The organism is Pseudomonas brassicacearum (genome assembly GCF_918698105.1).
In the GTDB taxonomy this organism is placed as follows: domain Bacteria; phylum Pseudomonadota; class Gammaproteobacteria; order Pseudomonadales; family Pseudomonadaceae; genus Aquipseudomonas; species Aquipseudomonas brassicacearum_F.
This window is the reverse complement of the sequence record NZ_CAKKMI010000025.1, coordinates 49,572-62,173: the sequence shown is the minus strand read 5'-3', so window position 1 is coordinate 62,173 and position 12,602 is coordinate 49,572. Positions and strand designations below refer to the sequence as shown.

Here is a 12,602-nt window from a genome sequence, read left to right as displayed (position 1 = left end):
TCGCCTCCGGACGTCCGACGCAAAGGTTATCCTGTCGGACCAACGGAGGTTTTTTATGCAGATCTATAAAGTCGGTGGCGCCGTTCGCGACCGCCTGCTGGGCATTCCCGTCACTGACGTCGATCGGGTCGTGGTGGGGGCCACCGCCGAGGAAATGCTCGCCAAGGGATTTCGCCCCGTAGGGGCCGATTTTCCGGTATTTCTCGACCCGAAGACCGGCGAGGAATACGCCCTCGCCCGCACCGAACGCAAGAGCGGCCGAGGCTATGGCGGCTTCGTGTTCCATGCCAGCCCTGAAGTGACCCTGGAGGAAGACCTGATTCGCCGGGACCTGACGATCAACGCCATGGCCGAAGATGACCACGGCAACCTGACCGACCCGTACCACGGCCAACGCGATTTGGACGCCCGGGTGCTACGCCACGTTTCCCCCGCTTTCGCCGAAGATCCGCTCCGAGTCCTGCGGGTTGCCCGCTTCGCCGCGCGTTATGCTCCGCTGGGTTTCAAGGTGGCGGACGAAACCCTTGAACTGATGCGCCAGCTCAGCGATTCCGGCGAGCTGGAGGCATTGACGGCCGAGCGCAGCTGGAAAGAAATTTCCCGCGCCCTGATGGAAAAACAGCCACAGGTATTTATCCAGGTCTTGCGCGACTGCACGGCCCTCAAGGCCCTGATGCCTGAGGTCGATGCGTTGTTTGGCGTGCCCCAGCCCGAAGCCCATCACCCGGAAATCGACACCGGCGTCCATACCCTGAGCGTGCTGGAACAAGCCGCCCTGCACCGACAACCACTGACGGTCCGCTGGGCCTGCCTGCTCCATGACCTGGGCAAAGGCCTGACGCCCCAACACGAATGGCCGCGACACATCGCCCATGAGCACACGGGGTTGAAGCTGATCAAAGCGGTCAACGAGCGCTTCAAGGCGCCCCGCGACTGTCAGGAATTGGCGTTACTGGTTGGCCAATACCACACCCATGGTCATCGCGCGCTGGAGCTCAAGGCGTCTACTTTGCTTGAGCTGCTGCAGAGTTTCGACGTGTACCGCCGACCTCAGCGCTTCGAGGAATTCATCTCAGCCTGCGAGATGGATGCACGGGGGCGCAAAGGGCTTGAAGACAGAAGTTATCCACAGGCCGACTATCTGCGAGGCGCAGCGGCAGCGGCCCGCGCAGTGGCAGTACAGCCTTTGCTGGAGAAGGGGTTCAAGGGGCCGGAGCTGGGTGATGCGATCAAGCGCGAGCGCCTTAGGGCGTTGAAGGCCTACAAGGAGGCGGCGAGCTGACGGGCGTTTTCAGGTCAACTCACATCTCTGCCGGGTGTACCGCCGTCATCGCGAGCAAGCTCGCTCCCACCTTGGAATTTCAGCGGGCACATAATCTTGTGTCCAACCGAGATCCACTCGGCAGACGCTTCACAGCAGATTCGATGGCGTAAGCTGCTGGCCGCGCCACTCGAAAGCCACTGGCGCCAGCACCTGGTCGATCTGCGATTCTTCCCACAAAGTGGCGAAGCTTTTGCCCACGCCAGGATGAACCCGATCCGGCGCGATCAACGACAAAGGCCAAAGGACGAAAGCGTTCTTGAGGATTTCCGCGCGTGGCAGGATCAACCCATCGAAGTTGCCCACCTGTTCGCCATACAACAATACGTCGATATCCAGCGGCAGCCCCTTGCGGTCCGGCGCATAGCGACCGTTGTCCGCCTCGATGAACTTGAGGCGGCGATCCAGCTCCATCAGCGGCAGATCCGTGAAGGCCGAGACGACGAAATTGAAGAATGGCCCGCTCTTGATACCCACCGGCTGGCTCTCGAACACAGCCGAACAGCGCATGTCCACCAGGAAACCGGCCAAGGCTTCAAGACCGGCGCACAGATGGGTTTCGCGCTCGATATTGCTGCCGAGCCCGAGAAAAACCTGAGTCAGCGACATCCGCGCTCGATCTCCACACCCACGCCGCTGGCCGCCGGTACGGCGCCAGGCTTGGTTAATTTCAGACGCAGCCAGGTGATCTTGAACTCGTCCATGAGCGCCTGCGCCAGTCGCTCGGCAAAGGTCTCGACCAACTGGAACTGCGCCTGTTCGGCAAATGCCTGGATGCGCGACGATACGCTGGCGTAGTCGAGCGCCAGGGTCAGGTCGTCGCCCGCGGCAGCCGGGCGGCTGTCCCAAGCGAAGCTCAGGTCAAGTCGCAGGCACTGTCGGATGCCTCGCTCCCAGTCGTAGGCCCCGATGACCGTGTCGACTTCCAGGCCCTCGATAAACACTCTGTCCAAAGCACTTCTCTCCGCAGCACGACAAGGGCGCAATGCGCCGTTAGAATCAGGGCGTCCTCGCCCGGAATAGTTAGCATGTTTTGGTTACTGGCGATTCTCGCCTACCTGCTCGGCTCGCTGTCCTTCGCCATTTTGCTCAGCCGCCTGACCGGTCGCCCGGATCCGCGAATGAGTGGCTCAGGCAATGCCGGCGCCACCAACATGCTGCGCCTGGCCGGACGCAAACTTGCCATCCTGACCCTGCTGGGCGACCTCTGCAAAGGCCTTGTCCCGGTAATGATCGCCAGCCTCGCAGGGCTCTCGTTGCAGCAACAGGCCTGGATCGGCGTCTGCGCCGTCATCGGCCATCTATTCCCGCTGTACTTTCGCTTTCGTGGCGGCAAGGGTGTCGCCACCGCTGCCGGCATGCTGCTGGGCCTGTACCCGCCTGCCGCCCTGCTGGCTGTCTGTGCCTGGCTGCTGACGTTCTACCTGACCCGCACCAGCTCCCTGGCCGCGCTGATCGCCACGCCGTTGACCCTGCCGTTGCTGGCCTGGCAGGAACCAGCGGCCTTGCTGCCAATGACCGCGCTGGTGGCGCTGATCGTCTGGCGTCATCGGGGCAATCTACGCGACCTGTTCGCCGGGCGCGAACGGCATTTTTAAATGACGCTTCACAGCGGCGCCAACTGCTCCATCGGCCAGCGCGCCTGTACGCTGATCGCCAGGCTTTCGTGCTGGCCGGCCTGCAGGCGCTGGCAACCGGCAAAGGCAATCATCGCGCCGTTATCTGTGCAGAACTCCGGCCGGGCGTAGTAAACGTCGCCCTTCATGTCGCCGAGCATCTTCTCCAGCGATATCCGCAAGGCCTTGTTCGCGCTCACGCCACCTGCGATCACCAGGCGCTTGAGCCCGGCCTGTTTGAGGGCACGCTTGCACTTGATGGTCAAAGTCTCCACCACGGCCTGCTGGAACGCCAGCGAGATGTCGCAACGGGCTTGCTCACTGTCGTCCCCGGCGCTGACGCACTGCTGCCAGGTGTTCAAGGCAAAGGTCTTCAACCCGCTGAAACTGAAATCCAGGCCGGGACGGTCGCACATCGGCCGTGGGAACACGAAGCGCCCATCGACCCCTTGCGTCGCAAGCCGGGAGATCTCCGGCCCACCGGGATAGTTGAGGCCCATCATTTTTGCCGTCTTGTCGAACGCTTCGCCGGCAGCATCATCGAGCGTCTCGCCGAGCAACTCATATTGGCCGATGCCATCGACTCGAATGAGCTGTGTATGGCCGCCCGACACCAACAAAGCGACGAACGGGAATTGCGGCGGTTGCGACTCCAGCATCGGCGCCAGCAGGTGGCCTTCCATGTGATGCACGCCCAGGGCAGGAATCCCCCAGGCAAAGGCCAGCGCCTGGGCACAGGAGGCGCCCACCAGCAACGCGCCTACCAGGCCCGGGCCGGCGGTGTAGGCAATGCCGTCGATCTCCGTCGGCACACAGCCGGCTTCGGCCAGCACCTGGCGGATCAAGGGCAGCATGCGCTTGACGTGATCGCGGGAGGCAAGCTCGGGCACCACCCCGCCATAGGCACGGTGCAGGTCGATCTGACTGAACAGCGCATCGGCCAGCAGGCCACGTTCACTGTCGTAAAGTGCGACACCGGTTTCGTCGCAGGAGGTTTCTAATCCCAGTACTAGCATGGGTTTGCGCCTTGTAGAGGCTGAATTCGAAGGCGCGCATAATAGTCGCCGCGTTGTGCCCCGACCAGCGGTTTTCGATCAGAGGCTTTGCATTCCGAGCGTTGAGGGGTTAACATCCGCAACCCTTAAAAACCGACGTCTTCAAGTGCTCTTTTGCCGCGAGGATGTTGACCCCGGTAATGAATGAAGGTAGCTCTGGATGCCAGCCGTCAAAGTAAAAGAGAACGAACCCTTCGACGTAGCTCTGCGTCGTTTCAAGCGCTCCTGCGAAAAAGCCGGTGTTCTGGCTGAAGTTCGTAGCCGCGAATTCTACGAGAAGCCGACTTCTGAGCGTAAGCGCAAGGCAGCAGCCGCTGTTAAGCGTCACGCCAAGAAAGTTCAGCGCGAACAGCGCCGCGCCGTACGTCTGTACTAATACACAGACGTCCGTAGCAAGCTTCTGCCAAGCCCGGCCCTCAAGCCGGGCTTATGGCATTTGCGGAATAACGCTTGATGCTTCACCGTCAAAGCCGCAGACGCGACCAAGACAACCTGCTTCACCGCGTCAGACCTGGCTCTTTTGCCAGCGGTGCACGTCTTTCCTGACGAGCCTTCCAAGGCTACCGACGAGCACACCCTGATTCCTCTAACGACGATCAGCCCAAGGCACCTGCCTGCGTGCCCGCTTCATGAGCTATCCGAGGCCTGAACGGCCGTTACCGGACTCAGCGCAACACATTCAAACAGTCGAATACTGATAGTTATTAACGTCAGTGGATTATCGGCAGATACACTTCCCGACAGCGATGATGCAGACGACCCGGTCGAGCCACCGATTTAGCGTGCCTCAAACCCAGACCCGGTTACGCCTGCCGATTTCGGGTCCATATTTCGCGCAGTGATGATGAGAACGCCATGGCCGGGCTGATTCCCCAGAGCTTTATTGACGACCTCCTGAACCGCACCGACATCGTCGACGTGGTCAGCTCTCGCCTGCAAATGAAGAAAGCGGGCAAGAACTACACCGCCTGCTGCCCGTTTCACAAAGAAAAAACGCCTTCTTTCAGTGTCAGCCCCGACAAGCAGTTCTACTATTGCTTCGGCTGCGGCGCTGGCGGCAATGCCCTCGGCTTCATCATGGACCACGACAACCTGGACTTCCCCCAGGCCGTCGAAGAACTGGCCAAAGCCGCCGGCATGGAAATACCCCGCGAGGAAAGCGGTCGACAGCACAAGCCACGCCAACCGACCGATTCCCCGCTTTATCCACTGTTGACGGCGGCGGCGGATTTTTATCGCCAGGCCCTCAAAAGCCATCCGGCACGCAAGGCTGCGGTGGATTATCTCAAGGGCCGCGGCCTGACTGGCGAAATCGCCCGGGACTTCGGCCTCGGCTTCGCCCCGCCCGGCTGGGACAACCTGTACAAGCACCTGAGCAGCGATACGCTGCAACAGCGCGCCATGATCGACGCCGGCCTGCTGATTGAAAATGCCGAAACCGGCAAGCGCTACGACCGCTTCCGCGACCGGGTCATGTTTCCGATCCGCGACACACGCGGGCGGATCATCGCCTTTGGTGGCCGGGTGCTGGGCGACGACAAGCCGAAGTACCTGAACTCCCCGGAAACCCCGGTGTTCCATAAGGGCCAGGAACTCTACGGTCTGTACGAAGCGCGCAAGAACAACCGCAACCTCGATGAAATCATTGTCGTCGAAGGCTACATGGACGTTATTGCCCTGGCCCAGCAAGGCCTGCGCAACGCCGTCGCGACCCTGGGTACGGCCACCAGCGAAGAGCACATGAAGCGCCTGTTTCGCGTCGTGCCGAACGTGCTGTTCTGCTTCGACGGCGACCAGGCCGGCCGTAACGCCGCCTGGCGCGCGCTGGAGGCCACCTTGCCGTGCCTGCAGGACGGACGCCGGGCACGCTTTCTGTTCCTGCCCGAAGGTGAGGACCCGGACACCCTGGTGCGCTCCGAAGGCACCGACGCGTTCCGTGCGCGGATCAACCAGCATGCACAACCACTGGCCGACTATTTTTTCCAGCAACTGACCGAAGAAGCCGACCCGCGCTCCCTCGAAGGCAAGGCCCACATGGCCACCCTCGCGGCACCGCTGATCGACAAGGTCCCCGGCGCCAACCTGCGCACACTCATGCGCCAGCGCCTGACCGAGATCACCGGTCTCAACAGCGCAGCGGTCAACCAACTGGTGCACAGCGCGCCCCAGGAGGCGCCGCCGGCATATGACCCGGGCATCGATTACGATGCGATGCCGGATTTCGCCGACTATCATCAACCCCAGCAGGATTACGCCCCCCAGCAGGAATGGACGCCGAAAAAAAGCGGCAGTGGCGGCAAGAAATGGGACAAGAAGCCTTGGGACAAGAACGGCAAGCGCGGCGATCGCGACCAGCCACGTGCCCCGCGCGTGCCGGCCGCCGTCGAACCACCAACACTGGCCGCCTTGCGCACCTTGCTGCATCACCCGCAATTGGCGGAAAAAGTTGAGGACGCCGGGCACTTCGCCGCCGAGGACCACAGCAATACGCAATTGCTGGTGGCACTCCTTGAAGCCGTGCAGAAGAACCCCAAGCTAAATTCTTTCCAGTTGATTGCACGGTGGCACGGCACCGAGCAGGGGCGCTTGTTGAAGGCCCTGGCCGAGAAGGAATGGCTGATTGAGGGAGACAACCTTGAACAACAGTTTTTCGACACCATTACTAGCTTGTCCGCCCGCCAACGCGAGCGAAACCTGGAACAACTTCTGCGAAAAGCTCGCCAGAGCGAGTTGACCAGCGAAGAGAAAAACCAATTGCGCGACTTACTCAGCCGCAATGTTTGCGCATCAAACCCGACCTCAACTGGCGCGTGAGGTCACAGCTCAGGTATAATCCTCGGCTTGTTTTTTGCCCGCCAAGACCTTCAGTGGATAGGGTGTTATGTCCGGAAAAGCGCAACAGCAGTCTCGTATCAAAGAGTTGATCCTATTGGGTCGTGAGCAGGGCTACCTGACTTACGCGGAGGTCAACGACCACCTGCCGGAGGATATTTCAGATCCGGAACAGGTGGAAGACATCATCCGCATGATCAACGACATGGGGATCAACGTATTCGAGGTTGCTCCAGATAAGGATGCCCTTATGCTGGCCGACGCCGATACCGACGAGGCGGCCGCTGAAGAAGCGGCCGCAGCGTTGGCAGCGGTCGAGACCGACATTGGTCGCACCACGGACCCCGTGCGCATGTACATGCGTGAAATGGGTACGGTAGAGCTCCTCACACGCGAAGGCGAAATCGAAATCGCCAAGCGTATTGAAGAAGGCATCCGTGAAGTGATGGGCGCAATCGCGCACTTCCCTGGCACGGTTGACCATATTCTCTCCGAGTACACCCGCGTCACCACCGAAGGTGGCCGCCTGTCCGACGTCTTGAGCGGCTATATCGATCCGGACGACGGCATTGCGCCGCCTGCCGCCGAAGTGCCGCCACCGATCGACGCGAAAGCCGTCAAGGCAGACGACGACACCGATGACGACGACGCCGAAGCGAGCGACGACGAGGAAGAAGCCGAAAGCGGTCCGGATCCTGTCATTGCAGCCCAGCGTTTCGGCGCTGTGGCCGACCAGATGGAAATCACCCGCAAGGCGCTGAAAAAGCACGGCCGCAGCAACAAGCAGGCGATTGCCGAGCTGTTGGCACTGGCCGAGCTGTTCATGCCGATCAAGCTGGTACCGAAGCAATTCGAAGGCCTGGTCGAGCGTGTTCGCAGTGCCCTGGATCGCTTGCGCCAGCAAGAGCGCGCGATCATGCAGCTTTGCGTGCGTGACGCCCGCATGCCGCGTGCCGATTTCCTGCGCCAGTTCCCTGGCCACGAAGTCGACGAAAGCTGGACCGATGCACTGGCTAAAGGCAAGAGCAAATACGCTGAAGCCATTGGCCGCCTGCAACCGGACATCATTCGTTGCCAGCAGAAGCTGACCGCGCTAGAAACCGAAACCGGTTTGACGATCGCCGAGATCAAGGACATCAACCGTCGCATGTCGATCGGCGAGGCCAAGGCCCGTCGCGCGAAGAAAGAGATGGTCGAAGCGAACTTGCGTCTGGTGATCTCCATCGCCAAGAAGTACACCAACCGCGGCCTGCAATTCCTCGACCTGATCCAGGAAGGCAACATCGGCCTGATGAAGGCGGTGGACAAGTTCGAATACCGTCGCGGCTACAAGTTCTCGACTTATGCCACCTGGTGGATCCGTCAGGCGATCACTCGCTCGATCGCCGACCAGGCCCGCACCATCCGTATCCCGGTGCACATGATCGAGACGATCAACAAGCTCAACCGTATTTCCCGGCAGATGCTGCAGGAAATGGGTCGCGAACCGACGCCGGAAGAGCTGGGCGAACGCATGGAAATGCCTGAGGACAAGATCCGCAAGGTATTGAAGATCGCCAAAGAGCCGATCTCCATGGAAACCCCGATCGGTGATGACGAAGACTCCCATCTGGGTGACTTCATCGAAGACTCCACCATGCAGTCTCCGATCGATGTCGCCACTGTCGAGAGTCTCAAGGAAGCGACTCGCGAAGTACTCTCCGGCCTCACTGCCCGTGAAGCCAAGGTACTGCGCATGCGCTTCGGCATCGACATGAATACCGACCACACCCTTGAGGAAGTCGGTAAGCAGTTCGATGTAACCCGTGAGCGGATTCGTCAGATCGAAGCCAAGGCGTTGCGCAAACTGCGCCACCCGACGCGAAGCGAGCATCTGCGCTCCTTCCTCGACGAGTGACCTTCAAAACCCCCGGCCCTGCCGGGGGTTTTGTTATGCACAGATAAATTCCCCTTCGTTACGCTCCTCACCACCCTGTTGCCCGTCTACACTCGAAACATCCTCACCAAGCCATGACGAGACAGTGATGCCCAGACTGACGGCCGCGCTTTTGCTGTCATTGATGACCTGGACCGCAGCAGCTGGCGCGTTGACGCTCACCGACGAGGAGCTCCGCTGGCTCAAGGACCATCCCGACCTGCGCCTGGGTATAGACGCCTCATGGCCGCCGTTTGAGTTTCGTGACGACCAGGGCCGCTATCAGGGCCTGGCTGCCGACTACGTCGACATCATTCGTGAACGGCTGGCCATCAAGCTCACCCCCATCGAGCCGGCCAGCTGGACCGCGGTGCTGGAGCAGGTCGCTCAGGGCAAGATCGACCTCTTGCCGGGCATCATGTCCACGCCGGAACGCCAGAATTACCTGGCGTTTACTCGGCCTTACCTGGATTTTCCCATTGTCATCCTGGCCCATCGCGGTGGCGCCCAACCGCACAACCTCCAGGAGCTGTACGGGCTGAAAATCGCCGTGGTGGAAAACTATGCCCCCCATGAATTGCTGCGCAACCACCATCCCGACCTGAACCTCGTGGCGCTGCCCAATGTCAGTTCAGCCCTGCAAGCCCTGGCAACCGACGAAGTGGATGCGGTGGTCGGCGACCTGGCTTCCAGTGTCTGGAGCCTGCGCCAACTCAAGCTCGAAGGCCTTTATGTCAGCGGTGAAACGCCTTATCGCTATCAGCTGGCAATGGCCGTCCCTCGAGACAACAAGGCATTGGTGGGCATCCTGGACAAAGTCCTGGCAGACATGAGCCCGGCCGAAGTTGCCGAGATCCAGCAGAAGTGGGTCGGCAATGTGCATGATTACCGCCAGCTCTGGTCAGACCTGCTAATTTACGGCTTGCCTGCATTGCTGCTCCTGGTCGGCCTACTGGCGGTGGTGATTCGCATCAACCGCCGACTCAGTTCGGAAATCGCCCGGCGGGTCGAGCTGGAACAGGAGCTGCGCAGCAGCGAATACCATTACCGTGGACTGGTAGAGAGCCTGTCGGCCATTGCCTGGGAAGCCAGGGTCAGCGATTTTACCTACAGCTACGTGTCGCCCCACGCCGAAGATTTGCTGGGCTATCCCCTTTCCCACTGGCTGATACCGGGGTTCTGGCGCAACATCATTCATCCCGCCGACCTGATCCGTGCCCAGACCTACTGCGATCATGAAGTACTGGCGGGCCGCGACCACTGCATCGATTATCGCGTGATCACCGCCGACGGCCGCTGCCTGTGGGTGCGCGACATCGTCAGCCTGATCGAACACGGGCACGAACCGCTGATGCGCGGGTTGATGATCGATATCAGTGAAGCCAAGCGCACTGAGGAAGCGCTGCGCCTTTCGGAGCAGAAATTTGCTTCTGTTTTCCGCCAGTGCCCGGACATCCTGGTGATCGCACGGCTATTGGACGGTTGCCTGCTGGAGGTCAACAAGGCCTTCGAAGAACAGGTCGGCCTCAGTGCCGCCGAAGTGGTGGGACGCAACGCAACCGAACTGAATATCTGGGGCATCCAAGGGGTGGGGCCAGCCCTCTTGCAGCGCTTGCAGGCCGGCAGCATACGCAACCTGGAAATGCCCTTCCGTCGCAGCAATGGCCAAGTGTTCACCGGGCTGATTTCCGCCGAGCCCTTCGACCTCGACACGACGCCAGCCTTGGTCGTGGTGGTGCGGGACATCAGCCAGCTCAAGGAAACCCAGCAACAATTGCAGACCTCCGAAGAGAAGTTCGCCAAGGCGTTCCACGCCTCGCCCGACGGCCTGCTGCTCTCCCGGCAAAGCGATGGCTTGCTGATTGAAGTCAACGAAGGTTTCAGCCGCATCACCGGCTTCAACAGCGCTCTATCGGTGGACCGCTCTACCCTGGACCTCGGCATCTGGGTCAACCTCAACGAACGAAAGCAGATGCTCGACCTGCTGAAGCGGGACGGCTTCGTCAGGGATTTCAGCTGCCATATCCGTCGCAACGATGGGCAGATCCGGCTCTGCGAAGTCTCCAGTCGCCCGCTGCCCATCGGCGACGAAGACTGCATGCTGACCATCGCCCGGGACATTACCGAACGCCACCTGATGCAAGAAAAACTGCAACAGGCCGCCACCGTGTTCGAAAGCACCGCCGAAGGCGTGCTGATCACCGATACGCAACAACACATCAGCGCCGTGAACCGGGCCTTCACCGAAATCACCGGCTACAGCGAAACCGAAGCCTTGGGCCACACCCCCCGGCTGTTAGCTTCCGGCCTGCATGACAGCGCGTTTTACGCGGCGATGTGGCACCAGTTGACAGCCGAAGGGCACTGGCAAGGAGAGATCTCCAACCGGCGCAAGAACGGCGAGCTGTACCCCAGCTGGCTGACCATCAGCGCGGTGCGCAATCGGGACCGACAGATCACCCATTTCGTCGCGGTCTTCGCCGATATCTCCAGCCTCAAACACGCCCAGGCCCGGCTCGATTACCAGGCTCACCACGACCCGTTGACGGGCCTGCCCAATCGCACGCTGTTCGAAAGCCGCTTGTTGGCGGCCCTCAACAGTCAGCAGGAAAACGGTGGACAGGGTGCCGTGCTGTTCCTGGACCTGGACCGCTTCAAGCACATCAATGACAGCCTTGGGCACCCGGTCGGCGACCTGCTGCTCAAGGGCATTGCCGTACGCTTGCGCGAGCAGTTGCGCGACATCGACACCGTGGCGCGCCTGGGCGGCGACGAGTTCATTATCCTGCTGCCGGGCCTGCAACAGCCCAGCGATGCCGAGCACATCGCCCAAAAACTGTTGAACTGCTTTGCCGCGCCGTTCCAGGCCGGCGAGCACGAGTTCTTCATCAGTGCCAGCATCGGCACCAGCCTCTACCCGCAGGACGGCTGCGACGTCGCCACGCTGGTGAAGAATGCCGACGCGGCGATGTACCGCTCCAAGGCCAAGGGCCGCAACCGGGTGGAAAGCTACACCCGCGACCTCACCGCCCAGGCCAGCGAGCGAGTGGCCTTGGAGCATGAGCTACGGCGGGCGATTGAACGCAACGAGTTGTCATTGTCCTTCCAACCCAAAATCAACCTCGTCGACAACCAACTGGTGGGTGCCGAAGCATTGATCCGTTGGACGCACCCCACGTTTGGCGACGTGCCGCCGGAACACTTCATCCCCCTGGCGGAAGAAAACGGCATGATCCTGCAAATCGGCGATTGGGTGCTGGAGCGCGCCTGCCGGCAGCTGTGCGAATGGAACGACGCCTACGACAGCCTCGGCCCCCTTTCGGTCAATCTGGCCGGGGCCCAGCTGCGCCAACCCAACCTACTGGGACGTATCGAACAACTGTTGCGCGAGCACCGGCTCGAACCCGGCTTATTGCAACTGGAAATTACCGAAAACTTCATCATGAGCCAGGCCGAAGAGGCCCTGACGGTGCTGCACCAGCTGAAAAAACTTGGCGTGCAATTGGCCATCGACGATTTCGGCACGGGCTATTCCTCCCTGAGTTACCTCAAGCGCTTGCCACTGGACATCCTCAAGATCGACCAATCCTTCGTCCGCGGCCTGCCCGACGACCCCCACGATGCGGCCATCGTACGGGCGATCATCGCCCTGGGCCGCAGCATGCAATTCACCGTCATCGCCGAGGGCGTCGAAACCCTGGCCCAGCAGCAATTCCTGACCGAAGAAGGTTGCGAACAGATCCAGGGCTATATCGTCAGCCTGCCGCTGTGCGCCGACGAGTTTGCCGCAACGTTTCTTCGTATGACCGTATCGGATTTTTCGGATAGCACAGCCGAGAAACCGTCGTTATAATCCGCGACCT

9 protein-coding genes are annotated in these 12,602 nt (G+C 60.9%); 6 read left to right on the top strand and 3 right to left on the bottom strand.

The window, feature by feature from the left end; translation table 11 throughout:
- The first annotated feature begins 55 nt into the window (after positions 1 to 55).
- Positions 56 to 1,282, top strand: coding sequence for a multifunctional CCA addition/repair protein (locus LQ215_RS12440; protein ID WP_230150155.1), 1,227 nt, complete (start codon positions 56 to 58; stop codon positions 1,280 to 1,282).
- A gap of 129 nt (positions 1,283 to 1,411) precedes the next feature.
- Here the strand turns inward: LQ215_RS12440 and folK are convergent, their stop codons facing one another.
- Together folK and folB are read right to left on the bottom strand one after the other, a co-directional pair.
- Complete coding sequence (gene folK / locus LQ215_RS12435; RefSeq protein ID WP_230150153.1) at positions 1,412 to 1,930, bottom strand: 2-amino-4-hydroxy-6-hydroxymethyldihydropteridine diphosphokinase; 519 nt, start codon at positions 1,928 to 1,930, stop codon at positions 1,412 to 1,414.
- Entirely contained in the window at positions 1,921 to 2,274 is a 354-nt protein-coding gene (gene folB, locus LQ215_RS12430; protein ID WP_230150151.1) for a dihydroneopterin aldolase, read from the bottom strand. The genes folK and folB overlap by 10 nt, the downstream gene beginning before the upstream one ends.
- A gap of 75 nt (positions 2,275 to 2,349) precedes the next feature.
- On the opposite strand from folB, the gene plsY reads away from it, so the two are divergent.
- Positions 2,350 to 2,919, top strand: coding sequence for a glycerol-3-phosphate 1-O-acyltransferase PlsY (gene plsY, locus LQ215_RS12425; RefSeq protein ID WP_230150143.1), 570 nt, complete (start codon positions 2,350 to 2,352; stop codon positions 2,917 to 2,919).
- An 8-nt stretch (positions 2,920 to 2,927) separates the two neighbouring features.
- Here plsY and tsaD read toward each other — a convergent pair whose 3' ends face one another.
- Entirely contained in the window at positions 2,928 to 3,953 is a 1,026-nt protein-coding gene (gene tsaD, locus LQ215_RS12420) for a tRNA (adenosine(37)-N6)-threonylcarbamoyltransferase complex transferase subunit TsaD (protein ID WP_230150141.1), read from the bottom strand.
- 199 nt (positions 3,954 to 4,152) lie between these two features.
- On the opposite strand from tsaD, the gene rpsU reads away from it, so the two are divergent.
- The 4 genes from rpsU (at position 4,153) to LQ215_RS12400 (ending at position 12,592) form a co-directional block, all read left to right on the top strand.
- Positions 4,153 to 4,368 (top strand): 30S ribosomal protein S21, encoded by a 216-nt coding sequence (rpsU, locus tag LQ215_RS12415; RefSeq protein WP_002551877.1) that lies wholly within the window; start codon positions 4,153 to 4,155, stop codon positions 4,366 to 4,368.
- A gap of 479 nt (positions 4,369 to 4,847) precedes the next feature.
- Complete coding sequence (gene dnaG / locus LQ215_RS12410) at positions 4,848 to 6,806, top strand: DNA primase (RefSeq protein ID WP_230150139.1); 1,959 nt, start codon at positions 4,848 to 4,850, stop codon at positions 6,804 to 6,806.
- A 67-nt stretch (positions 6,807 to 6,873) separates the two neighbouring features.
- Entirely contained in the window at positions 6,874 to 8,721 is a 1,848-nt protein-coding gene (gene rpoD, locus LQ215_RS12405) for an RNA polymerase sigma factor RpoD (protein WP_230150137.1), read from the top strand.
- Between the two features lie 127 nt (positions 8,722 to 8,848).
- Positions 8,849 to 12,592: a bifunctional diguanylate cyclase/phosphodiesterase gene (locus LQ215_RS12400; RefSeq protein WP_230150135.1), complete on the top strand. Its 3,744-nt coding sequence runs from the start codon at positions 8,849 to 8,851 to the stop codon at positions 12,590 to 12,592.
- The last annotated feature ends 10 nt before the right edge of the window (positions 12,593 to 12,602 follow it).

Bases quoted from the DNA above. Each gene is read 5' to 3' on its own strand.
- plsY (WP_230150143.1), top strand. From the start codon at position 2,350: ATGTTTTGGTTACTGGCGATTCTCGCCTACCTGCTCGGCTCGCTGTCC.
- rpoD (WP_230150137.1), top strand. From the start codon at position 6,874: ATGTCCGGAAAAGCGCAACAGCAGTCTCGTATCAAAGAGTTGATCCTA.
- folK (WP_230150153.1), bottom strand. From the start codon at position 1,930: ATGTCGCTGACTCAGGTTTTTCTCGGGCTCGGCAGCAATATCGAGCGC.
- LQ215_RS12440 (WP_230150155.1), top strand. From the start codon at position 56: ATGCAGATCTATAAAGTCGGTGGCGCCGTTCGCGACCGCCTGCTGGGC.
- dnaG (WP_230150139.1), top strand. From the start codon at position 4,848: ATGGCCGGGCTGATTCCCCAGAGCTTTATTGACGACCTCCTGAACCGC.
- tsaD (WP_230150141.1), bottom strand. From the start codon at position 3,953: ATGCTAGTACTGGGATTAGAAACCTCCTGCGACGAAACCGGTGTCGCA.
- LQ215_RS12400 (WP_230150135.1), top strand. From the start codon at position 8,849: ATGCCCAGACTGACGGCCGCGCTTTTGCTGTCATTGATGACCTGGACC.
- rpsU (WP_002551877.1), top strand. From the start codon at position 4,153: ATGCCAGCCGTCAAAGTAAAAGAGAACGAACCCTTCGACGTAGCTCTG.